This window comes from Cyclobacterium sediminis (assembly GCF_054781075.1).
Map to the genome: position 1 here is coordinate 212515 of NZ_BAAGVC010000010.1, position 25256 is coordinate 237770.

Annotated in this window: 20 protein-coding genes; 5 read left to right on the forward strand and 15 right to left on the reverse strand. The window is 38.7% G+C overall.

The features are described 5' to 3' along the window. The first annotated feature begins 175 nt into the window (after nucleotides 1-175). Complete coding sequence (locus tag ACYVHJ_RS12315; RefSeq protein ID WP_460515175.1) at nucleotides 176-1594, forward strand: sulfatase; 1419 nt, start codon at nucleotides 176-178, stop codon at nucleotides 1592-1594. On the opposite strand, the gene ACYVHJ_RS12320 is transcribed toward ACYVHJ_RS12315, so the two are convergent. Further along, nucleotides 1591-2385, reverse strand: coding sequence for a glycerophosphodiester phosphodiesterase family protein (locus tag ACYVHJ_RS12320; protein ID WP_460515177.1), 795 nt, complete (start codon nucleotides 2383-2385; stop codon nucleotides 1591-1593). The genes ACYVHJ_RS12315 and ACYVHJ_RS12320 overlap by 4 nt on opposite strands. Before the next feature lie 207 nt (nucleotides 2386-2592). Between ACYVHJ_RS12320 and ACYVHJ_RS12325 the strand changes: the two genes are divergently transcribed. Further along, a complete protein-coding gene (locus ACYVHJ_RS12325; RefSeq protein ID WP_460515179.1) occupies nucleotides 2593-3432 on the forward strand; it encodes a sugar phosphate isomerase/epimerase family protein in 840 nt (279 codons plus the stop codon). Nucleotides 3433-3565: 133 nt separating this feature from the next. Here ACYVHJ_RS12325 and ACYVHJ_RS12330 read toward each other — a convergent pair whose 3' ends face one another. The 5 genes from ACYVHJ_RS12330 to ACYVHJ_RS12350 form a co-directional block, all read right to left on the reverse strand. Next, nucleotides 3566-5032, reverse strand: a complete 1467-nt coding sequence (locus ACYVHJ_RS12330) for a sodium:solute symporter family protein (RefSeq protein ID WP_460515181.1) — start codon at nucleotides 5030-5032, stop codon at nucleotides 3566-3568. 79 nt (nucleotides 5033-5111) lie between these two features. Further along, entirely contained in the window at nucleotides 5112-6455 is a 1344-nt protein-coding gene (locus ACYVHJ_RS12335) for a Gfo/Idh/MocA family protein (protein ID WP_460515183.1), read from the reverse strand. Between the two features lie 12 nt (nucleotides 6456-6467). Then, on the reverse strand, nucleotides 6468-7508 hold the full coding sequence (locus ACYVHJ_RS12340; protein ID WP_460515185.1) for a Gfo/Idh/MocA family protein: 1041 nt from the start codon (nucleotides 7506-7508) through the stop codon (nucleotides 6468-6470). 376 nt (nucleotides 7509-7884) lie between these two features. Next, the gene (locus ACYVHJ_RS12345) at nucleotides 7885-8607 is read right to left on the reverse strand and encodes an SDR family oxidoreductase (RefSeq protein WP_339903811.1); all 723 of its coding nucleotides are present in this window, start codon (nucleotides 8605-8607) and stop codon (nucleotides 7885-7887) included. Between the two features lie 66 nt (nucleotides 8608-8673). After that, entirely contained in the window at nucleotides 8674-8952 is a 279-nt protein-coding gene (locus tag ACYVHJ_RS12350; RefSeq protein ID WP_339903812.1) for a YtxH domain-containing protein, read from the reverse strand. Between the two features lie 247 nt (nucleotides 8953-9199). Between ACYVHJ_RS12350 and ACYVHJ_RS12355 the strand changes: the two genes are divergently transcribed. Next, a complete protein-coding gene (locus tag ACYVHJ_RS12355; RefSeq protein WP_460515187.1) occupies nucleotides 9200-11035 on the forward strand; it encodes an alkaline phosphatase in 1836 nt (611 codons plus the stop codon). A 279-nt stretch (nucleotides 11036-11314) separates the two neighbouring features. Beyond that, nucleotides 11315-12493 (forward strand): lactonase family protein, encoded by a 1179-nt coding sequence (locus tag ACYVHJ_RS12360; protein WP_460515189.1) that lies wholly within the window; start codon nucleotides 11315-11317, stop codon nucleotides 12491-12493. Nucleotides 12494-12559: 66 nt separating this feature from the next. Here the strand turns inward: ACYVHJ_RS12360 and ACYVHJ_RS12365 are convergent, their stop codons facing one another. Then, nucleotides 12560-13717, reverse strand: coding sequence for a sialidase family protein (locus ACYVHJ_RS12365; RefSeq protein WP_460515191.1), 1158 nt, complete (start codon nucleotides 13715-13717; stop codon nucleotides 12560-12562). A 94-nt stretch (nucleotides 13718-13811) separates the two neighbouring features. Next, entirely contained in the window at nucleotides 13812-16625 is a 2814-nt protein-coding gene (locus ACYVHJ_RS12370) for a M16 family metallopeptidase (RefSeq protein WP_460515194.1), read from the reverse strand. A 186-nt stretch (nucleotides 16626-16811) separates the two neighbouring features. On the opposite strand from ACYVHJ_RS12370, the gene ACYVHJ_RS12375 reads away from it, so the two are divergent. Beyond that, complete coding sequence (locus tag ACYVHJ_RS12375; protein WP_460515196.1) at nucleotides 16812-18014, forward strand: DUF6807 domain-containing protein; 1203 nt, start codon at nucleotides 16812-16814, stop codon at nucleotides 18012-18014. A 112-nt stretch (nucleotides 18015-18126) separates the two neighbouring features. On the opposite strand, the gene ACYVHJ_RS12380 is transcribed toward ACYVHJ_RS12375, so the two are convergent. From ACYVHJ_RS12380 to ACYVHJ_RS12410, 7 genes are all read right to left on the reverse strand, one after another. Continuing rightward, a complete protein-coding gene (locus tag ACYVHJ_RS12380; RefSeq protein WP_460515199.1) occupies nucleotides 18127-19761 on the reverse strand; it encodes a TonB-dependent receptor plug domain-containing protein in 1635 nt (544 codons plus the stop codon). After that, nucleotides 19758-20480 (reverse strand): carboxypeptidase-like regulatory domain-containing protein, encoded by a 723-nt coding sequence (locus ACYVHJ_RS12385; RefSeq protein ID WP_460515201.1) that lies wholly within the window; start codon nucleotides 20478-20480, stop codon nucleotides 19758-19760. The genes ACYVHJ_RS12380 and ACYVHJ_RS12385 overlap by 4 nt, the downstream gene beginning before the upstream one ends. Nucleotides 20481-20762: 282 nt before the next feature. After that, entirely contained in the window at nucleotides 20763-21824 is a 1062-nt protein-coding gene (locus ACYVHJ_RS12390) for a glycoside hydrolase family protein (protein WP_460515203.1), read from the reverse strand. Nucleotides 21825-21949: 125 nt separating this feature from the next. Then, on the reverse strand, nucleotides 21950-22285 hold the full coding sequence (locus ACYVHJ_RS12395) for a tRNA-binding protein (protein WP_460515205.1): 336 nt from the start codon (nucleotides 22283-22285) through the stop codon (nucleotides 21950-21952). A gap of 236 nt (nucleotides 22286-22521) precedes the next feature. Further along, nucleotides 22522-23058: a hypothetical protein gene (locus tag ACYVHJ_RS12400; protein WP_460515207.1), complete on the reverse strand. Its 537-nt coding sequence runs from the start codon at nucleotides 23056-23058 to the stop codon at nucleotides 22522-22524. Between the two features lie 18 nt (nucleotides 23059-23076). Next, entirely contained in the window at nucleotides 23077-24360 is a 1284-nt protein-coding gene (locus ACYVHJ_RS12405) for a hypothetical protein (RefSeq protein ID WP_460515209.1), read from the reverse strand. A gap of 18 nt (nucleotides 24361-24378) precedes the next feature. Further along, complete coding sequence (locus ACYVHJ_RS12410) at nucleotides 24379-24957, reverse strand: YceI family protein (protein WP_460515211.1); 579 nt, start codon at nucleotides 24955-24957, stop codon at nucleotides 24379-24381. Between the last annotated feature and the right edge of the window lie 299 nt (nucleotides 24958-25256).

Here is a 25256-nt window from a genome sequence, read left to right on the forward strand (position 1 = left end):
TTTAGATATTTTAACTAACTCCTTAATTTACCAATAAAATTTAGAAAGCCACAAGTTTGACATATAAAAAATCAACTACTCACATTGCTTAGGTCTTGGGCACAAATAAAAGGAAACTGCATGAAAAACAATTTTTTTATTTTTAAATTTGAATCAATCCATTAATAAAATCCAAATGACAAAGGAATTAACCCTATCCTGCTTTTTGCTATTCATTTCACTAAATATTTTTGGCTATCAAAGAGAAGCAGCATCTAAAAATACCCTTCCAAATATAATCTTGATCAACGTAGATGATATGGGATGGAGAGATACGGGTTTTATGGGCAGTCAATTCTATGAAACTCCAAACTTAGACATGTTGGCTTCGAAAGGGATGGTATTCAATCAAGCCTATGCTGCAGCAGCCAATTGTGCTCCTAGCAGGGCTTGTATGATGAGTGGAGAAAACACTCCCCGCCATGGCGTATTTACAGTAGCCAATTCCGATAGAGGGAAATCTGAAAACCGCAAGCTTGTTCCCACCGTCAATAATCCAACCATTGCTGACCATCACGTATTGTTCTCAGAGTTACTGCAACAAAATGGTTACATCACTTGCCACTCAGGCAAATGGCACATCAGCAAAGACCCTTTGACCAAAGGTTTTGATGTAAATATCGGAGGCTCCCATGCAGGAAATCCCGGAAGCTATTACCCTCCCTACAGAAATGTACCTAGTATTCAAGCAGAAAACAATGCCTACCTGACGGACTTGGTGATGGACAAAACACTTGGTTTTATAGCCAATAACCAAAGGCAACCTTTTTTCCTCAATTATTCACCTTACGCCGTACATACCCCCATCCAACCGGTGAGGAGCTTGCTGGACAAATACCTTGGAAAATCACCATCCAATGGCCAAAATGACGCCAAATATGCGACCATGGTGGAAAATTTGGACCGCAATATTGGGCGCCTAATTGAATTGTTGCATGAAAAGCAATTGTTTGACAACACCTTTATCTTTTTCGTTACCGATAATGGTGGCCTATTTAAAGTTACCAAACAAAGGCCGTTGAGGGCAGGCAAAGGTTCTTATTATGAAGGGGGAATCAGAATACCTGCATTTGTGGTTTGGCCTGGCAGGATACGTCCGGGTCAAGTTTCAGAAATACCTATTACCAATCTTGATATTTTTCCAACCCTTCTGGAATTGACGGGCATTGAAAAACCGGAAAATAAAAATTTGGACGGAATTAGCTTGCTCCCTTTATTAACGGAAGACAAAAACCTTCCAAAACGGCCTCTCTTCTGGCATTTCCCTATTTACTTGGAGGGAGGCAATGGGGAGAGTCAAGATCCTGTATTCAGAACTCGGCCCGGTTCTGCCATTCGGTATGGAGATTGGAAACTCATCCAATATTTTGAAAACGGTGATTTAGAACTATATAATCTTAAGGAAGACATTTCCGAAAGCAATAACCTCGTGAATGAAAGGCCGGACAAAACCGAAGAACTGTTATTCCTACTCGAAAATTGGCGCGAAAAAACAAATGCCCCCCTACCAAAAACCTTAAATCCTGATTTTATAGCCAAGAAGAGATCCAATTAAAAAAAGGGCTCATATATTGAATCAATTTGAAAATAGGTAACTCCCACTTGTTTTAGCTTGTCTATGGTTTCTTCCGGTGTTTCCTTTTTGTTCTTTTGCGCATAGGCCCATGTATTGACAGCACCCACCACCATAACTGAGTGCTCCTTGGCCCAAATAAAATCCTCAGCTGGAATTGTGCCGGAAAAAAGATAATAATTGTCAGGGTTAAAGTCATTTCTATTGACATTCTCCTTCAATTGATCTATAGAGCAGCTTAATTTGATCTTTCCGGTAAAATATTCCGTTGAAGCCTCAGTACCGATCATTAAAGCTTCTCCCCGTAACCCATACCGATCAAGCAAGTTGATAATTTCATCGAAAGCCTCTTTTTCAAAACCTTTGATTTTGTTGTCTATCATCACATGAATTTTTCCTTCACAATGAGCCAAGACAGTTTCTAACTTTAAGACCTTTTGTCCCAAATCACCCGTTAGTCCCTGAATTTCCTCCCAGGTCATTGCTGTTACGGACTTATCCTCCCCATAATATCGGGTAAAGTTTTTATCATGGTGTGTGATCAATGTTCCATCTTTGGTTAATCGCACATCCACTTCAACCATATAATAGCCTTTATTGATTGCCTCCTCTAAAGCTTTCAAACTGTTTTCCGGGCTTTGGCTGTTTACTACTCCACCTCTATGGGCTATCAACTCCAAATCATTGTCGTTTTTCAGTGTTTGGCTCACAGCGGACAATTGATAACAGAGTAAATTCATTAATACAAACAGGAATATCAGACTCTTCCTCATCGGGCAATTGAATTATTTAAATAAAATCTCTTTTATGATCAAATATACAAAGCAAGTTCTTACCCCCTGATTCACTTTCAATTAATAATTCATTAATTCTTATCACGAGGGAAGGTATTATTAGGCACTAAATATTTATTTCATTCTCTCACTAAAAACAAGTAGTTTTGATAAATAATATTCAAAAACTAACCAAACCTATCTCTTATGAATAATAAATCGTTCAAATTAGGCTTATTTTCCCTATTTCTTATGCTATCCTTCCATATTCAGGCTCAGGAAGGGATGCCAAAAGGCTGGAAAGTGGGCAGTCAAGCCTACACTTTCAGACTTTTTTCTCTTGAAGAAACCTTGGAAAAGCTCAACAGTATAGGGGTAAAATATGTAGAAATGTATCCCGGTCAAAAAATCAGTAAATCGGGCAATGAAACCACTGATTTTAATAGCATAACTGCTGATGGAAAAGCAAAAATCAAAGCCCTATTGAAAAAATATGACATAGAAGCAGTTGGTTATGGTGTTGTCAATGCCAGCGATGAGGATTTACCCAAATTATTTGATTTTGCCAAAGAACTGGGAATAGGAATACTCACCTCGGAGGCAAAGCCCAATCAATTTGACCAAATTGAAAAGCTTTGCGAGGAATACCAGATCAAACTTGCCTTACATAACCACCCTGTACCCTCCTACTATTGGCATCCGGAAGTAGCTAAACGTATGTTAAATGGAAGATCAGATTTGATGGGTGTTTGTGCGGACATTGGCCACTGGGTAAGGTCAGGCCTCAATCCTGTAGATTGCCTAAAACAATTGGAAGGTAGAGTAATCAGCCTTCATATAAAGGATTTAAACAAATTTGGCGTAAGAGATGCGCATGATTTGCCTTGGGGAACAGGCACCTCTAATGTTGCCGGTGTACTTCATGAATTGCATAGACAAGGATTTGAAGGCGCGTTTTCTGCAGAATACGAGCACAACTGGGAGAATAACCTTCCAGATGTAGAAGAGAGCATTGCTTATTTTAAAAGAGTAGCTGCCCAGTTGTAGGCATTGAAGGATTTGTCCTGATGGAAATTCACCTTTTGTCAGGTCATTTTAATAAAACAAAATCAATTGTAAAAAAAGGGGCCACTTTACGTAAGTGGCCCCTTTTTTAATTATTAACCTAAATTCTTATTTGTTACTCGTGAGAAACATCTTCAAGCATTTGCTTTACCTTTTCAGGCACATTGTCTCGTTCAATAAAACCTACCAGAATGTAAGTGATTGTAGAGCAGATTACCGGCAAACCTATTTCCAGGGCCAGGCTTCCTACCTCTACATTTTTGGTAATAACAAAAGCTACAAGTCCAACCAGAATTGATCCAATAGCGGCTTTTGGACCACAAGATTTGAACCAAGGGATCAAGCCAAACAACATTGGTACTGCAATAGGTCCTACCAAAGCACCAAACCAGCTAATGATTAGCCCCAAAACGCCACCAAATTTCTCAAATTGTAGGGCGACGAGGATGGTTCCAAGGGTAAATAGGAAGGTAGTAATCCTTGCCGTCAATAATGAGGTTTTGCCATCTCTGAATTTTTTATTCACGGCAGGTAAAATGTCTCGGGTGATTACTGCGGAAATGGTGTTTATATCAGAGGAAGTCATGGACATGGTATTGGCAAAAAGGGAGGCGATCACTAGCCCTATTAAGCCTACAGGCAGTAACTCCATGGTCAAAATCCCATAAGACTGAGTAGGATCTTCCAAGTCGGGTAGAATCACAGGTGCCGCCCACATTGGAAAGAACAATATCAATGGCCAAATAATATATAGGATACCGGATAATCTTGCCGCTTTAGTAGCTTCTTGTTCCGAAGGGGAAGAGATGTATCTGGTAGCCAAATTCCACTGCCCACCATTGTAAGAGAGGAAATTGATAAACAGGAACAATAGTGCAAAACCAACGGTATATGGTTCATTGAAAGGATCTCCATTACCTTCCGGTAACTGGTCCCATACGGTAAACACACTTTCAATGCCTCCTAATTTCTCAATCACCACATAAAACATGACTAGACCTGCGATGATCTGCACAATAAACTGAGCAAAATCGGTAATAATTACTGCCCACAAACCTCCAAAGGTAATGTAAAGCAAAGATATACCTCCGGAGATCAAAATTCCATAGGTAAGTGATATCCCGGTAAATACATTCAATAAAATAGCTATTGCTGCCCATTTGGCACCTATATCAAATAATTTGAGGATGACCCCACTCCATGCCATTAATTGCTGGGTAGCGAGGTTATAACGTGTAGCAAGAAATTCTAAGGGAGACTGAATTTTGAATCGTTTTCTTAGGCGTACCCAGAATACCGGAAATATTTTAGCGGAAATAACAACAGACAAACCAATGCCTAATGCCCACCATATATATAAAGAAAATCCGTGAGTATAAGCCAAGCCGGCATAGGCCACAAAAACAGCTCCACTGTAACCTGATACGTGGTGAGATATCCCCGAAAGCCACCATGGGAGTTTCCCACCGGCAACGAAATAATCCTCAGCATCGTTGTTCCTAAAATAGGACCATACGCCAATGAGCAACATCAATAAAAAGAATAGCCCGATTACGATCAGGTCAATGGTACTTAATTCCATGTAAGAAAATTTTGGTGATTGATTGGAATAAGGCCAAACCATATGGGTTTGGCCTTATTATTTATATAAAGTGAAAGTTTTAAACAGTTGGCTCCCAACCCGGTTCGTACTCTCTCTTCCAAAGTTCCATCGCTTTAGGATCGTATTTAATATTTCCATTAGAAGAATCCACGTGCAAGGTCCTTCCAATCCTTTGAGAGATATTACCTAATTGTAACAATAATGTACTCTGGTGAGCACCTACAATTTCAGACCTAACTTCAATACCATTGGTAATGCCATCAAAGAAGTTTTGGATATGCAAAGCATCCAAAGCTTGTGCAGGATTAGACCTGTTGGTAGGATCTATGACCATGTCGTTAGTCACTTCTTTTACCAATTCATTTTTAAGGTTGAAAATTTTATAGGAATTGCCCCCTTCAATCAAAAGACTTCCATCTTCACCATAAAACAATGTACCTACGCTACCTTTTTCGATTTGCTTTCCATTACAACTCCTACCTTCCCATGTGATCATGGATTTATTGTCAAATTCCATATTGATAATTTGCGTATCCGGCGTTTGCCAGTCGTCATCATACCTATATCTACCACCAGAAGAGTTCACTTTATTTGGATAATCCACCTGTAAACCCCAGCGAGCCAAATCCACCATATGGGTGCCATTGTTTAGTGCTTCGCCAGTTCCCCAGTTCCAAAACCAGTGCCAGTTATAGTGAATTAAATTGTCTCTGTAAGCTTCTCTTGGAGCCGGTCCTTGCCATAATTCGTAGTCCAACCATTCCGGAACAGGAACTTGCTTACCGTTACCGATGGGCGACCTGTTGTTTGCGTACCAAGTTTTTGCCATATAAGGTCTTCCGATAACCCCGTTGTGAAGCTCCTCAATACCTTTGATAACATTAGGCCAAGAACGTCTCTGGTTACCCACCTGAACAACTTTATTGTATTTCTTTTGTGCCTGCATCAGCAATTCACCTTCGTGAGGGTTGTGAGCACAAGGTTTTTCAACATAAACATGTTTGCCTGCTTTTAACCCCAAAATTGCTGCTGGCGCATGCCAGTGATCCGGAGCTGTAACGATCAAAGCATCAACATCTTTGTCTTCAAGCACTTTTCTTACGTCTTTCTCAATTTTTGGTCTTCTGCCTTGAATCTCGTTTATAGATCCGGCGAATTTTTCTGCAGCTCTAATATCTACATCGCAGCTATAGATTACATCACACTGCTTCTGGCTAGCAAAGTTTGTCCCAACAGCATGTCCCCTGCTGACAACGCCCATACTTGCTGCATTGATTCGATCATTTGCACCAATAATTTTACCATAACTCTTTGCTGACATCCCGGGTAACATTCCTCCTACCGTAGCCAAGGTTGCGCCAGCGATTGCCTTCTTCACAAAGGTTCTTCTACTATTTTTCATATTATAACTTATTTAAATTTTTATTTTTAATGCCTCTCTTTTACCTTTTGCCAAAACAGCTTCCAAAGAAACAGCTTGACCGTTCATTTTCTTGCTTTCATCTGCTGCTTGCATAAATGCAAAAATTTCAATCGTTTCTTCATCACTTATGGGCGACTTCCCGCTATCAAAGAATTTAGCTATTTCTACCAATAATGGGCGGTAACCTCCATAGCCTCCCATATCTAAAATGCCTTTTTCTCCAAAGGCTCTTCCTCCATAGCCACCTTTACCGGACCTGGTGCCTCTAAAGGTTCCTATTTTTCCACCTTCCCAAGTGCCTACTACCACGTCAGCTCCTTCAGTATAGGTTCTTTGAACGGTTTTACAGCCGGCTCCCATCAATCCATAAAGCGTCTCTACACCATGTATTCCATACCAGAACAAATCCGGATGCGTAGCTTCATATTTAGCCGGACTAAATGCATCAGCGCCATATACCTCACCAATCTCTCCATTTCTTACAGCAATAACATTCTCCATGTACCTTAATGAACTACTGGAAAAAACAGGAACATTGTATTTTTTAGCCGCATCAAATATGGCTATGGCATCTGGCAAAGAAGCTGCTATTGGTTTGTCAATAAATACAGTTTTTCCTGATTTAAAAACTTCTAAAGCTTGTTCTAAATGAAGTCTTCCATCATTCGTTTCCAACAAAACAACATCTACTATGTCTAAAAGTGAGGCTATAGAATCCACGATCTCTACACCAAGCTTCTTAACATCTTCTATATAACCCGGTATTCTTTCCACAGAAGTTTTGATATCTTTGCTACCATGTGGATAAGCTGCCACTACTTTATAGCCTCCCAAATCAGGAGCTGCATCAGAAGCGTTAAAAGCCTTAGCAAAGGCAACACTATGTGAAGTATCTAGTCCTATTATACCTACCTTTTTATTCCGTTTAACAGATGTATTGCCAAAGGAAAGGGTGGATGTTGCCAAACCCAGACCAATTCCAGCGAGTGCAGCTTTTCCCATAAATTCTCTTCTTTTAATCGATGTGTCCATAAATTGTATTATAATACTTAATTAATATATTGACTTTTTTTAAGATTTTAAATTCAATTATTAAAATCCAATCAAACAATTTACTAAAATTTTTAAAAAGGTAAGGGGGAATTTACATGAATTGCATATTAGTGGTCAAATAGGCTGATAACCCGAATAGGTATTAAAGGGACAGTCTCATCTAAAAAACTTATTTACAACCACTTAAAACACAAACAATTACCTTTCTATAAACAGAAGAATTTCATGAACGGAACCTGAGAAAACCTAAAACTCATAAAAAAACCGGCCATTTAAGTAAATTAGCCGGTGTTCTATAAGTGTGTAATTGATTAATATTTTCAATTCACTTCATTTTTATATGGTGATTATAATATTAGCTCTTTGCTGTTTTGGAGGGTCTAACTTCTATTTTACTAGGTAAAGTCCTGGCATCCAATTTAAATAAGCCCACCACAATTTCTCCAATGTCTTCTTTCTGAATTTTCCAAGCATCTTTTTCATCCACCTGATGGTCATTAAAACCGGTGGCTACAGAGCCCGGCATGATGGTACTAACCCTGATACCCTCATTTCGTAAATCCAACATAACCGCCTGAGTGAAACCAGTTAAACCAAATTTACTGGCATTGTATGCAGCTCCACCGGCAAAAAAGTTAGTACCGGCAAGACTTGAAATGGTTAGGAAAAATCCTTCTGTTGCTTTCAAGGCTTCTACAGAAGCTTTGATTCCATAAAAAACACCTGTTAAGTTGGTGTCAATGGTGTCCTTCCAGTGTTCTACACTCAGATCTTGGATTGGTGCAAAGTGCCCTACCCCTGCATTGGCAATAAAATAATCTAATTTCCCCCATTGATTAACCACTTGGTCAACGGCCTCTTTCTGTGCTTCAAAGTCTTTTACATCCAGCTCCAAGGCCATTATCTCTCCTTTAGATGAGACAGAATCTTTGATTTTTTTTGCTGCTTCTTCTGCTCTTGATAAAGACCTGCTGGTGATGGCAACATTCACACCTTCAGCAATCAAAGCTTGGGCGATACCAAATCCTATTCCTGTATTTCCTCCTGTTATAAAAGCGGTTTTATTTTCTAAACTCATAATATATTAATTTTGATAAAAAAAAAAGGCCAATGAACTTCATTGGCCTTGTAACAAAAAATAGTATTACTTGGTTTTATCTTTAGCTTCCGCAATTAAATTTTTTCCTTTGGCTTTGGTTTCTTCTGCAACAGCCGAAATGTTTTTGTTCATATTATCCAGCCTTTCATTTACTCCCTTAACTAAATGGTCGAATTGACTGTTGACTTCTTTCAGGTAACCTTCACCTTTTTTTGAAAGTTTTTTTCTTGTGGTCTTTCCTTTCTCCGGTGCAATCAACAATCCAATTTGAACTCCTATTGCAACTCCTGCCAATGTTCCTAAAATTATTTTCGCTGATTTCATAATGTCTTTTATAATGGTTTAAAATTTAAAAACTCAACATCATTATTTACGATGTTATGACCTACAGTTCACAAGTTTTATACCAAAGTGAGGATTTACCTAAAAAAGATTCATATTTAAATTAAAAATCATTTTCCCCATGTAAAGAAGATGAAAAAAGCCTAAATTCTAAAAATAAAGCAGATTTCTAATTCAAATCCGAATCAATAATTTTATTATTGCATACTATTTTTAATCCAAGCCAAGCATGCAAACCATCCTACTTACTGCTTCAAAGACTCTAGTGGTTTTTTTAACAATACTATTCCTATCGGCCCCGAGTTTTGGCCAGAAAACAGGAATTCACAGCCACAATGACTATCTCCATGACGCACCTTTTTGGGAGGCTTATGCCAATGGAGCCGCATCAATAGAAGCAGATGTAATTTTAGTAGGCAACATCCTTTACGTGGCTCATGAAAAAGAAAGCATCAAAGAAGGTCAAACACTCACTTCGCTTTATTTGGACCCACTACTCAAAGCCAAAAAACTAGGCTTGGGTTCACAAAAACCGTTGCAATTATTGGTTGACATTAAAACAGAGGCCTATAGTACCTTAGAGAAGGTTTTGGAAGTCATCCAACCCTATGAAGAATTATGGGAAGACCATGAAAACCCCTTTGTGAAAATCGTCATATCTGGAAACCGACCCAAGGTAGCTGATTATACCAACTATCCCTTTCCTGTTTTTTTTGATTACCAAAGCTTAACCGAATTAGCTGACCTGCCTTTGGAAAAAATTGAACTCTTCAGCCTAAGTTTCAAAAATTACTCCCGGTGGAATGGCAAAGGAAGACTGGTTGACCAAGATATTGATAAGATAAAAAAAATAGTAAACAAGGTGCATGCTTTAGGCAAACCTTTTCGATTTTGGGCTACACCGGACAGCAAAACTTCTTGGAAGTCCCTGAGTGAATTGGGTATTGACTTTATCAATACAGATAATCCCTATGCAGCCAAGGCTTATTTAAGCAGTCTGGATGAACGGTTTTATCAAACCACCAATCTTAGTGAAATCTACAAACCTACCTTTGAAAAAGACGGGATAAGGGGCCCGGTGGACAATGTTATCCTACTCATAGGCGATGGAAATGGGCTTGCTCAAATTTCTGCAGCCATGTATGGAAACGGTAATGACCTTACCCTTACCCAGCTTAAAAATATAGGTTTACTCAAAACCCAATCCAAAGATGATTTTACAACGGACTCAGCGGCTGCCGGAACAGCCTTAGCTACCGGAAATAAGGTGAAAAATAGAAGTGTGGGAGCCCTTCCGAATGGTAGCCCTGCCACAAATCTTCCAGAAATATTGAAAAACCACGGGTTTGTCACCGGTATAGTGACCACAGACAATTTAACAGGAGCTACACCTGCTGCATTTTATGCCCATAGGACAGAAAGAGACCTAACCAGAGAGATCGCAAGTGACTTGGCCAAAAGCCCTTTGAACTTGTTTATTGGAGGAGGAAAAAATGACTTCAAGAAATTCGAAGCCGACGAAACAATAAATCTTAAAAATGCAGGCTTCGAACTTAGCGGTTCATTGGATGATTTGGCGAAAAGCAAGTCAGAAAAAGTTGGCTTTTTTGCCGCTCAAAATGAGTTGCCTAAAGTCATGAATGGTAGAGCAGGTTACCTGAGCACAGCCACCAAAGCCAGCCTACAATTTTTAGCTAGCAAAAACAAGCCTTTTTTCCTTATGGTAGAAGGTGCCTTTATTGATTCAGGTGGACATATCAATGACAGTCAGACTGTAATAGAAGAAGGTATAGATTTTGATCAAGCCATTGAGGAAGCACTAAAATTTGCAGATCAGAACGGAAGAACTTTGGTAATTATTACTGCAGATCATGAGACGGGTGGCGTCACCCTTCCCCAAGGCAATATCAAAGACCACAAGGTTGAGCTAGAGTTTACTTCTGAAGACCATACAGCCATTATGGTACCTATTTTTGCATATGGCCCCCGATCAGACCTATTTAGAGGGGTTTATGAAAACACAGAGGTCTTCAATAAAATCAACCAAGTGCTTGGCGTAAAATAGAAACAACCTATGGAATGCCTTTCTATAAAGAATTACTTATCGTTTAAAGCTGGTCTAATCCTTCTATGAAGAGGTTTTTTCCCATAGAAATTTTTACTCGGATTATTTATTAAAATTTACTGAGCTTTCTCAGAGAGAGTTGTAACCGAAAGATCTCTTGCTGTTTCGAGATTTCAACAGGTAGTAGATTATTTATTGCATATTCAGAGTTTAAATATAGCAGTGATTACAGGAGAACAATTCTTATTGAAAACTCCAAGTTTAGTATTATATTGGAGGATGAAGTACAAAATTAAGAACTTGACTTTTAACCAGTGGGTAAAGCAAGTGAGTTTTATAGTGTTGTTTCTATTGTTGAGTTTTCCGCAATTCCTTATGGCCCAATCCAAAGAAATTATCTACGTCGGTACCTATAGCCAAAACAATAGTAAAGGCATTTATGTACTTGAATTTGACAGAGAAAATTTAACAAGCCAAATCATCCAAACCATTCATGACAAAGAAAGCCCTACTTTCTTAGCCTTGCACCCCAATAAGAAATTCTTATATGCTGCCTATAGGGAAGGAATGAGCAAACAGGATGAAGCAGGTACTGTAATTGCTTATTCTATCAACCAGGAGACCGGAAAACTCACAAAAATTAATGCTGTCTCATCTGTAGGTGCCAGTCCCTGCCATATTAGTGTGGATCCTACAGGAAATGTGGTTTTCCTCTCCCATTATAAGGGAGGCAATTTGTCTACATTTAAAATATTGGACAATGGAGGTATAAGTGAAGCAGCAACTTTTATTCAGCATACAGGTAAGGGTGTGCACCCCAATCAAACGACCGCACATATGCATGCCATGATTCCCTCAGCGGATGGTCAATGGGTTTATGCATCAGATTTAGGCATTGACCAAATTTTAAAATATAAAGTGAACCCTGCCAATGGAACCGTTGCTGAAAACCCTGTTATTTTTCAAGCTTCTCCAGGTGCCGGGCCTAGGCATTTTGTATTCCACCCAAACTTGTCATATGCCTACTCACTTGAGGAGTTGAGCAATACTGTAAGTATCTATTCTGTTGATCAAACAAATGGAGATCTTAGTCCTATTGGTAGAATTAACATGCTCAATGATAAGCTACATAGTGATTACAATGCCGGTGCTGATATTCATTTCTCAACGGATGCCAAGTGGTTGTATGCAAGCAATCGTGGACAGGACAATTTGGTCGTTTACAAAGTAGACCCTACAAGCGGATTACTTGAATTACAGGGACATGTCCCTTCAGAAGGCCAACATCCTCGAAATTTAAAAGTTGACCAAAAGGGAGATTTTGTATTTGTGGCCAATATGGGAACAGACAATATCGCCATCTTTAGCATGGACAAAAGTACCGGAATGCTTAAAGCCACCGGTAAACACATTGGAATTCCCAGACCTGTATTTATCGATCAATTATTTATAAAGTAATTGACCTTAAAAAAAATTAAAACAAGGTTCTGCCTAAAAGCAGCACCTTGTTTTTTTATACTCTATTTATTTCAAGTTATCTAAAGACAACCGTGCCAATACTACTTTTTCATAGGCATTCTCTACTCCTTTTTCATACAAGCAAAGAAACGCTCCATTGGGTAAAGCTGCCAATGCAGAATAAGCGGAAGGCCCCGTATAAAGCACTTTAGAAGCGACCCATGTCCTTCCACTGTCTTTGCTCAGCTTGATGGTCATGTTTTCTCTTTTCGTACTCGCAGGGTTGGAAAACAAAACCAAATCCCCAGATTTATCCTCCGGCCAAGAATACCTTATAAATGCTGCCTGACATACCGGCTCAATTAATGTGGTTGCCTCAACAGGATCAGACCAAGTAACTCCCCCATCCCTACTAACGGACAATGCCCTTTTATTTTTTCCGTAATAGGACCTCATATTCATTAAGAGGGTTCCATTACCGTCTGCCATTTCTATCAATTGGCTTTCATTCATTTTAGGTTGGATAGCTCCACCTAGTTTCCAGGTAGCTCCATGATCATCACTGTAAATAACATGGGCTCCATATTCAAAAGGCCCTCCCCTAACATTTCCATTAGGCTCATCATAACTGTGATTGGCCGGTATCACCAAACGCCCTTTATCGGGACCATTCTTTATTTGTATCCCCATACCGGGCCCCGTAGCATACCAGCCCCATGAAGGTTCTTTGGTGGTTTCTGTAATGTCAGAAGGCAGGGACCAACTTTCACCATTATCGGTTGATTTCATTACAAATACCCTACGAGTACCTTTACTTTTTTTGGTAATTATATCACCTTCATGGTCCTCTCCTCTATTCCAAGTAAGCAATAAATGGATATCACCGGTCACTTCATCCAAGACCGGGTTTGGGTTGCCACATACAGAATTACCATCATCCCATAGTACTTTCTGTTCAGACCATGTACGTCCTCCATCAGTTGATTTTTTCATTAAGAGGTCAATATCTCCGGTATCTCCACTGCCTGATTTTCTACCTTCAACAAATGCCAAAACAGAACCGTCTGCTGCTACAAGTAGTGAAGGGATACGGTAGGTATGGTAACCTCCTTCACCGGCAACGAAGAGGTCTTGTTCAATCGGTGTATCCGACTGAATATCCCCTTCCAATTGAGTAGTATCAGCGAAATAAAAAGAAAGTAGATAAATAAGAAAGTTGATCATGGGCGATAAAAGGTAATGGTTAATTATAAATGGTTAATTGTTAATTGTTAATTATAAATTATAAATTATAAATTGTTAATTGGGGTTTCATTAATTATTCTTTGAAATTGGCGGGGTACTTTGTGATTTGCAATAAATAGGGCTTTTGTAGATATTCATTGGCTGCTTGTTTGACTTCCAAGGCAGTAACACCTAGCACCCTTCCTTCAGCTCCTAAAACAGTATCTAAAGGAAGGCCACCATTAATGGCTGCATTCAACTGTCCATGCCAAAAGCCATTTCTCTTCAGGTTTTCTTCCAAGTCCAAGCGTTTGGTTTCGCGAACTTTTGCTAAATCGGCTTCATCCGGCCCCTCTTCTTGGATTTTCCTAATTTGCTCCCAAACAGCAGCCGTTAATTTTTCTACTGCCTCAGGCCCACAAGGAAATGAAATGGAAAAGTTAAATCGTTCTTCAGGAATCCGACTTAAACTTCCTCTGGCTCCTACTCCATATACGCCACCAATTTCTTCCCTTAAGGTCTCAATAAGTTTGATCGTTAGGATTTCACCCAAATATGAAAGTTGCTGAGACTTGGCCAAGTCGTAAGCAGTTTCACCACTAAAGTATAAGATCACCTGGCTTTTTTCGTCCATACCCACTTTTATGGTTTCCTTGCGGTCTTGGGGAGGAGTCAAACCCAAATCAACGAAATTTTCTCTTTTAGAAGAGTCTCCCGGTAAACTTCCCAAATATTGAGTAACTAAAGGAAGCATTTCTTCTATATCAATATTACCGGTAAACAACACATTAAAGTCGGCAGCATTGGCAAACCTTTCCTTATAAATCTGGACACTTTTATTTAAGCTTATGGAATCCAATTGTCCGGCTGTATATATCCCCCTTCCTCTTGGGTTCCCATTGCTAATTATTTCATTCACCCGTTTATTGAATTGAAAATCAGGATTTACACTGGCACTTTCAAGTTGGTTTTTTTGATTGCCAATAAACACATCCCATAATGACTGATCCATCCTTGGAGAAGTAAAATATAAATGAATAAGTTGAAGGGTCATTTCAAAATCTCCGGGAGTAGTGGCACCGGTAATGCGCTCAGAATAGGTACTGATATTGGGTGTAACCTGAACATTTCTTCCTGCCAAAACCTTTTTTAGTTGAGAAGGAGAAAAATCACCAATTCCCATTACATTGATGGCTGTCCCGGAATAATTAGCGCTATAATGATCCTCTAGGGGATACAAAGAAGTTCCTCCTTTACTACTGGCAGTAAAAATTATTTCATTGTTTTTAAAATCGGTTGGCTTAAAATAAACCTTCATTCCATTGCCTAAGGTCACCGTGGTAACATTGACCTCTTTATTGTAAGCCTGATCAATCACCTCGCCTTTCTTGGGTTTGGAAAGCAATAATTCATCTCTCAGCAATTCCTCTTTATAAGGCTTTGTTTGAATGCTTGCTGCGCTTTCCAAAACCTCTATAAGCTCAGCCTTTTTAGGTAAGCTCTCTTTGTCTTTTTCCGGTGCAGAAACAATCAATACAATATTGTCATTTCGGATCAATTCATCTGCCAATCTGTTGACATCATCAAGTGTTATTTCAGGAATGATTTCCTGGTAAAACCGATACCTGTTTTCAGGCCCATCGGCAAAACTTTGATTAAGGAAATGAGATACATACCTGCCTACCAAGGTTCTTGACTCAACTTTGTCCTTTTCCATGAAAGATTTTTCCGCACTATTCAATAATGACCTTTTAACCCTGTCCAATTCACTTTGAGTAAAGCCATGGTCAACTACCCTCTGGTTTTCAGTAATAAAGGACAATAAACCCTCCTTAAGTTTACCTGGCCCTACCACGCCTGAGATGGTGAAAAAGTCCAATGGTTTAACCAGGTTACCATACCTGGCACCAGCAAAAATAAAAGGAGCGTCCGCTTGCTGCCTGATCTCATCTAAGCGTTGGGTAATCATCCCGCCAAACATTGTTCTCAGGATCCTGCCTTTGTAATCACCATAATTTATGGAAGGTTTGGCTTTGTGTTTATAATAAAGTTGTACCTGTATACCGGGTGCCTCTTCATCTGTAATAATTTTAACAAAATTCTCTTTATGGCCAGGCACGTCATAATATTCACGAGCCGGAGCATTTTCCGGGTTTTCTAGATCAGAAAAATATTCTTTGATAAGTCCCTCAACTTTTTCCGTAGGCACATCTCCTACGGCCACAACTGCCATCAGCTCCGGACGGTACCAGTCTTTGTAAAATTTTCTCACCAAAGCGTCTGCTGCATTTCTAATGATCTCCATTTTGCCAATAGGCATCCTTTGTGCATAGCGGCTTTCATGCAACAATACCGGCAGGTATGCATCCCTTAATCGCTGCCCTACCCCTTGTCCTGTTCTCCACTCTTCTACTACGATACCTCGTTCGGCATCGATATCTTCAGTATTCAATAAAAGACCTCCTGCCCAATCCCTCATCACTTGAAAGCCATTGGTCAGTTTTTCTTGTTCATCAGTAGGTATTGGCAACATGTAGACTGTCTCATCAAAGCTTGTGTAGGCATTTAAATCACTTCCAAATGCCACCCCTATGGATTGTAAATAGCTGATTAACTCATTTTTTTCAAAATGCTCAGATCCATTGAAAGCCATGTGCTCCACAAAATGAGCCAGACCTAGCTGTCTTTCATCTTCTTGCATGGCACCGGCTTTGAGCGCCAATCGTAATTCCAGTTTGTTTTCCGGTTTCGGATTGTGTTGAATATAATAAGTTAAACCATTCTCCAACCGCCCAATTTTCACATGTTCATCTAGGGGAACCAAAGCATCAAGGTTTACTTGAGCATAAGACAAAGATTGAAGTGTCCCTAATAGGAACAAGAAAAATAATGGTTTGAAAATTTTCATCCGGATGTAGTTCTATCAGTAAGGTTGGATTTATAAACTACTAAATAACGTAAAAAACCACTGAATTTCCATAGCTGTAGAGAATCATAATTATGATACCAACATGCCAAGATCTTATTTTTAGGATAAATGACTATTCCTGACGATATTTATTTTCCTAACATTTACTTTCACTTAAAGATAGACATGAATTCGCGATTAATTCTTTTGCCTTTAATTTTTGTATGGTTTGCTTCCTGTACTTCATCACCTCTTTTGAAAATAGAGTTAGATGCCGGGGGGATAGCACGGGAAAATTACCCTCTGACTATCCAGATAAATATACCACTCAACAAGGAGGGGAAATATCAGCTAATCAATGAAAATAATGGTGAAAGTTATCCCGCACAAGTTTTGCCCTCCGGAGAACTGTTGGTCTTTATAGATCATATGGATGCAGCTACCAAGGCTGAATTTAGCTTAATAAAAGCTACCGAATCTAAAAAGCAAAAAGTGACTATCTCACAAACAGAAGAGGGGGTGGAAGTATTATCCGAATCACAGCCTGTACTAAAATATCAAACCGCAGTGGCAAGCCCTCCCGGTGATTTGCCTGATTATTATGAGAGAAGCGGCATGATCCACCCACTTTACAGTCCGAGTGGACAAATTATTACAGATGCTTTTCCGTCAGGTCATACCCACCAACACGCTATTTTCAATGCGTGGGTAAATACCCAATATAAAGGAGAAAAAGTTGATTTCTGGAATCAGCATTCAGAAACAGGTACAGTAGAACATGTAAGTTTGAATACAGCGGAGGCAGGAAACAGTGGGGCAATTATCGAAAGTCAATTGCGCCACATCAGCCTAAAATATGGGGAAGTCTTAGGAGAAAAATGGACCATCATGGTTTACCCAACCGATGATTATTTCCTTTTTGATTTGATATCGGAACAAACCAATACAAGTAATGACACTCTTTTTATTTTAGAATATCATTACGGTGGAATGGGTTTCAGAGGAAGCAAAGAATGGAATAAAGTAGACAGTACCCACTTTACCAATACCTGGGAAATCCTGACATCGGAGGGCTATACAAATGAAAACGCCAACCATACCCATGCCTCTTGGGTTTCAGCCTCAGGAAAGGTTGACGGCCAAAAAACATCGGTTACAGTATTTGGATTTCCTGAAAATTACAGGTATCCACAAGCCATCAGGGTGCACCCTTCCATGCCATATTGGGTCTATGCACCAATGGTTGACGGGGAGTTTTATATTGCTCCCGGAGCCGGTTATAAGAGTAAATTCAGGTATTATGTGCCCAATGGAGCATCCAACCCGGAAATAATTAGGAATATCGATCAGAGCTTGAAGTCTCCGGTAATGGCTACACTATTGGATTAAAAGAGGTCTAGTGATATTTTGTCACCTTTGTCACACAATATGGCAACAAAGGTGACAAAATAAGGCCCACTTAGGAATACATCATTATTCTACCCAACGGTGATTCTTTCGCCTAAAAATGAACCGTGTAACTCATTACCGGGAACATGGATAGCTGCGGTATTTCATCGATTTCTTTTTTAACGTTATTGTAGTAATAATCAATCGCTGTATTATTATTTGTCAGATTTTGAATATCCAGTTTGACCTCATGGCTTAGCTTTTGTTTATTCACTCGATAACTTATGGCTATATTAAGGTAGAACACATCATCTGCCTTATCCCCCAGGTATTGACCTTCATTTTCCACTTGCTTTTCCTGTTTGATGGATTCTTCCAGGTCAATTGAAGTATACCTTCTGCCTCCCAAAAAGGTAATTCTTGAATTAACTCCTATGGTTTTATCATTAGAATTTTTTCGTCCCACTGTAAATTCTTTTCCAAATAGAAAGTTCCCTACATAATTCCCATTGTATCTGGAGTTTTTCCAAGCTCTATTTTTGGCCTTGTATTTAGAATCATAGAGGGAAGTCGTTAGCAAGAAATAATATTGATTGCTAAAATACCGCTCCAAGGTAAGTTCCAAACCAATATTTTTTCCTTCACCTTCATTTACTAAAGCCTTGTCCACAAAATAATCATCTTGATTGATTAAAGAATAGAGACTCCCTAATTTGTCCTCGACAGGGATATTATACAAATGCTGATAATAGGCTTCCAGCTTTAAAAACAAATTGCTGTTCAATAAATTTTCATAGCCAATTACATAATGGGAAGCCTGCATAAGCTCTAAATTTTTGTTGGGCATGGAATAATTGCCATTGGGCTGGTAAACCAGGGCATAATGATTAGGCAGAGAGGCCATTTTACTATGTAGGCCAAAAGCTGCATTTATATTTTGCGATTCATCCAGTTCGTATTTCAAAGCCAATCTGGGTTCAATATATACCTTGCCATTCAAATTGCTTTTGGAAACATGCACCCCGTTTATAGCAGTAAGAAGTGCTGAAACCCTCCATTTCCAATTGAAATAACCCTCAGTAAAATTGGCTACTCCTTCATTCTCCTGCCCTTTCAAATATTGATTTTGAGGAATACTGAAATAGCGATTCTCAAAATCAAAGTTACTATGAGCATACATCAGTCCTGCCTGAAAATTGTGCTTGGAATTAATTTTATGATGTAAGGTGGACAATAGACGTGAGGTTTGATTATTTAAGCTTGCGTTATAAAATTCTTTCAATATTTCTTCTTCATAAGGTCTTTTTTCTATCAATTTACTCCCATTGAAGCCATATGAGACTATGGATTTTAAGTAGGTATTGTTTCCCAAGGGGATAAAATGTTTAAGTCCTGTTACTGCCAAGTTACTGTATTGGGAACCATCTTCCAATATGATTTCTTCGTCTTCCTCATCTTTGGTAACAAAGCCTATTTTACTAGCTCCCCCTAATCCAAATAAGGTAAAAATTCCCGCTTTTTCTGTGGGGAAATAAAATTTAAAACTTAAATCCTGATACCTGGGAACGCCACCAAAATCAACCAAGCCTATATCATCCAATAAGGAAAGGGTAGAGTAACGGTAGTTTACCAAGTAACTACTATTGTTCTTTTTACTGATGGGGCCTTCAGCGGTAAAATCTAGGCCCAAAACGCCTAATGAGAAACTATATTCCTGCCTTTCATCATTGCCTTTCCTGAGTTTCATGTCAAAAATACCCGATAAAGCGTTCCCATATTGCGAGCAAAGGCTCCTGAATAGAATGCTGAATTGGCCAACATTTGGCTATTCAGGGCATTGATGGGGCCACCTGTAAGCCCTTCAATGGCAAAATGATTTGGATTTGGAATTTCAATGTCTTCCAACCTCCATTGAATAAAACGAGGGTTATTCCCTCGAACAATAATGTCATTGTTACCGGATCCCTCATTGATAATTCCGGCAAAGGAAGACACCAGACGTGCGGGATCACTTATGGCTCCTGCATGTCTTTTGGATTCTTCAATGGAGAGTTGTTTGGCGGAACTAATGGCCATTTCATTGGTGGATTCTCCCTTTTTATAGGCCCTTATTTCCACCTGATCCAATTGCTGAAATGATTCTTTCATCTCAATGTTTAAAACAGTCTCCTTACCTGAAATCAACAAAATATTTGGAACGGTAACCCTTTCATAACCTAAGCTTGAAACCGACAAAGTAACCCGACCTACGGTAACATTCTCAATTTTAAAATTGCCATCAATATCTGAGGTCACACCAATTAATGGGTTTGAATTGTCTATTGTGACATTTGCAAAGGGAATGGCACTTTTACTATCGGTATCTACAATTCTCCCTCTAATCGTTTGATGGGGACTTTGTGCATTAACTGCATTCACAAATAAAAAAGTGGCAAAAATAAATAGGCCAATTACGTTAGGTTTCATAAGATAAATTTTTAGTGTTTACCTAATGACAACAGAAGTTGCATTTCCCCCTAGTTTGGGGGAAACTGAATCAAACCTATCGAAAGGGTGATGGCCTTATTTTTGGTCGATAATATTAAAAAAATATATTTTAAATGGGTGGATTGGTTCTAATTAGCGTGTGCTCCTTATTAAAAATCCTGAGTTTAAAGAAACGATAATAACCTGGCTAAAAACATTTAATAACTCATGTTTACTTTTACTCATTAAAATTAAAGGCTAAGAAAAGGTAGTTTAGCCTGTTTAGTTCTTTTTCAAATCTTCGGATGTAGCCAAAGCGATTACTCTTCCTTCGCTGCCTACTGCATTGTAGAAGTGATAAACCACACCCTTCCACTTTATTACCCATGGCTTATGGGCATACTTTTCGTCAAAATCTTCTGAAGGTGCAACCAGATCTTCCCCCTCCCAATCTGTCCAGTTAATTAAATCATAGGAACAAGCAAACCTTTCAAAAGCTCCAGGCTTCCAGAAGGCTCCAAAATAAAACATAACATATAGATCATATATTTTAGCAATTTGGGCATCTCCACAAATTCCTTTTCCTCTGCTTATGACGGGATCATTTCCAAAGCGTTTCCAAGTCAACATATCATCTGAAACAGCCATTCCAATACTTTCATAATTTGCTGAATCTCCTTTCGCATTGTAGTACATGATAAAAGGATGTCCGGTGTTTTCATCATTGTCTCGGATGACCAAGCTTTTGTAAATGGTTTTATTTTCAAACCAACGAATATCCTCATCCTCAGGAGACAATAATGGTTTATGGTTTGTTTTCCATTCTTTAGCATCGGTCAAGGTAGTGGTGTTGGCCATGCCTATTTTAAGTGTTCCTGCTTCATAACCTTCAGAGCTCCCTCCCAAATAACTCATCCAATATTGATCCTTAAATTTTTCCACACTATAATCTCCACCCCATTCTGTATTGACTAGGGAGACATATCCTGCCTTTTGGTTGGCATCCCAAGTGTCTTTGGTGAAAGACAAAATTTTACCTTTGGATTCCCAGTCTAACAAATTTTCACTTTCTGCCAACCATGTTTCATAGCCTTGCCCATCAAAAACAATATATGTCATGTACCAAATCTCATCTTTTTGGAAAATGGTTGGTGAATCAATCATCTTAGTAGTATCCGGATGCTGAAAAACCACTCCATATTTGAAAGGGGTTTTAACTTCTTCAAATACTTGATCCATCATCTCTTTAGAAACTGCGGTCTTTGGATTTGATTCCTTTTGGTTACAACAGCTCAATGCTAAGGATATGAATGTTAGGACTATGGATAAGAATGAAGATTTCATTGGATACAATAACTTTATTAAAAATTATTAAGAATAGAAAAAGCCCTGTGTAAAATGGGCTTAAAATTAATTTGAATGCTGAATATAAAGTAAAATATCTTTGTACTCAATTTGCACCTATGATATTACCCTATTCGCATTCCATTTGGCACCGCACTATCAGGTTGAATTAATGTCACCTCTTTATTGTCTCCTAAACCTCCCAACACCAGGCACTCACTCATCATGTTGGCAATTTGTTTGGGTGGAAAATTAATTACAGCAATTACTTGTCGGCCTATTAATTCTTCAGGTTTATATTTTTTTGTTATTTGAGCTGAAGTTTTCTTTTTGCCAAAAGCCCCAAAATCAATCATTAATCGATAAGCAGGATTTTTTGCTTTAGTAAATACTTCAGCCGAAAGTATTGTTCCTACTCTCATTTCTACTTTTAAAAAGTTATCCCAAGATAATTCCTCCATTATTATTCGCTTAAATTTTAAGTTCTCAGGCCATGAAAACAGTTTTTGATTTATATCCTAACTCAAATATATCGGAAAAAAGTAAGGTTATGAAGCCTACTCAGTTTAAGAAGGCAGGGTTAATGTCCGTATCAATACCTTCGAAAAGTGATTCCATCATGGAAGAATAGTTCTTTTGCACATTCAAGCTTTAAATGGTTTTGATTCAGTATATCTAAATCTTAGCCCTTAAGCATTCAAACATCCTCCATAAAAAGTTTTATTTCTAAATCAATGGACTCTTCAATCTTAACTAAGCCTCCTAAACGGCTTGAAGCATTAAGCCCAAGCTCTTCCATGGAGAGGTTTAGGGAACCTTGGTATTTACCATCCAATTGGTAAAATGCCACTTTTTCTAAAACATGATCTTTACCCGCCATTTGTAAAAATATATCGCCAAAAATCATTTGAGAACCACGTTGCAAATTACTTACAGAAACCAAACATATTGGATGTTCTTCAGCTTTAAGCGTTTTTCTAAAATCACTGTTCAATAAAAAATTACCACAACCAAAAGCACTTACAGGGATTTCAAAATCCAGGGAAGCTACTGCACTGGACTTTGAATCAAAAAGTAGCGTATCGCGTTTGTCTTGACTCTCATAGCTGCATTCAAAACTCCCGATTGTAGTTTTGCCTTTTACAATGATTTCTGTTTGATCAATAACCAATGCTTCATTTTGAAATGAGCCGGTTAGGAATAAACAACAGCCAAGTAGTAACGCGATACGCATGATTTAATAAATTAAACTTTAAAAACCTATTACTCCTTCGATCATTAATCCATTGAAAGAACCTCCATTACGGATATCAGTTGGAGCAAAATCCTGATAGTTTTGGCTAACATATTCTAATTTTGCCAGAATATTTTTGGTAATATACCAACCACCACCAACTTGAACACGAGAAATGTTTGGTTCTATTCCACTTACCATTTCACCACCAACCTTATTGTAACGGCCCGCCAAATAGTAATTGTCACTGGCGCCAAAACGGTAAACTGCGTCAACACCTACTTGATTCCAGGTTCTGTCTTCGCTTTCATTGGACGCTTTACCTTTTGATTGCTCAAAGTTTCCAAAAAGCTCCAAACCACGATACGAAATAAATGGGTTCAACACAATTGCGGTTACATTGTCTCGCATACCGGGATTAAAGCGGCCTGTTCTAAAATCGGAAGAAGTAGAAGCCAATGTATTGGACATGACAAGGTAATAACGTGAACCTGATCTATCTCCTGCCCACAGGGTGTTATTTACAGAACCTGAAGTTGTATAAACTGATCCTGTCAACCTTAGGCGTAGTTCATTGTCTAAGGTTTTATCATAGCCTAGTTTTCCGATAAAAGATGGCTTTCTTTTGTCCGGATTGGTAACTCCACCTTGAATTTCCCCCCCAGTCATGGATGCTACAGCAATAAAACCGTTGTTTTGGTAAATAACTTCAGCACCAATTTCCGTAGCGAAGGCATCCATTATATAGTTTCCAACAAATGGATTATAAAATGCATTGCCATTGTCAGATCTTCTAAAATGGGAATCACCATAGTTGACTTCCATATGACCCACCTTAATGGTCACATTCTCCATGATTTTATCAAAGGCTTTACTATTGAGAAATGAAAGCTTATCCAATTGCAAATACCCTCCTTTGACCCAAGTTTCCGGATGGTGCCTTGACGATAAATAGGTTATCAGATTCAATCGGACTCCATCAGCCAAGGCCACATCAATATTTAAATTCGCTGTAGCAAGATTAAATCCTGAACCTATATCCATCAATTGATTGGTGTTGACTCCATTGTCATTAATAACCGCCGAAGCTGTGTTTTCATGGCTAATGGATTGAAATTGTTGGGCAAAGGCTCCTCCAATTCTTACTTTTACCCCATCAAAAGCAACAGTATCTGCCTTTCCGGTTTCAAATACATTGATTCCTCTCTGATCATAGGGTCTCCAAAACTGCATGTCTCTTTGTTGTGCAAGGCTGCTGAAAGAGAATAATAATGCTGTCAGAAATAAAATGCTCTTATTCATGATTGAAAAATTAATGTGTTATTTACTTGGATTAAATTTAATTTTTATTTGAATTGCCATATCGTCACCCGTCTTTATGGTACCAAAAACAGCAGTTGGAGGCACTACATTAAAATCGGTTAATTTAATGTCTGCAAGCCCTGTCAATACAATACTTTCACCTTCCGGGGCGATTTTTATCATAAAGGGAACCGTTTTCGTTTCTCCGGCAATTTGAAGCCTGCCAGATACCTTCCAATCATTACCTCCATCTTGATGGGCTTCAAGCATGGAAAAAGTAATTTCAGGAAACTCCATTTCTTTTAGCGCATTGTAAGCATTTTTATCCATTTGGCTTTTTCCACTTTTGAGTGATTTCACCTTCATCGATACTTTAACAGCTTGAATTGCTGTCACTTTTCCAGCAGAAACTCTTATTGAAGCTGTTCCTGTCGCCTCCTCAGAAATCATGTCCCAGTCATGAAGTGTTGACGTACCAGACACCTTCATTTCAGGATTGGGAGCTACCGAGTAAGTCTGTTGAGCAATTCCCTGTACACCTTGGGAGAGGAAAAGTATAAATATAAAAAACGAGGCTAATTTTAAGTGATTGTACATTACTGTTTAATTTAGCTTTACAGAAAATTCATCGCCAAAACATGACCACTTGTTCGTTTTGACAGGTCAAAGGTATGGTTCAACCGAGTTGAAAAACATGATCAAAATCATCTTTTGCCATGATATATTTAGTGAATAGTACGAGCCATTTAAGGAAAGTAGCGAGTGTATATATTGTAACGCCTTCAATAGCAAATAAAGTGCGAAAAATTACACGTCTCTAGATCTTTTAAGATATTAATTTTCAATATAGAAACACCTCATATATTGAATAAAATTCTTTTAGATTTTCGAAGTGG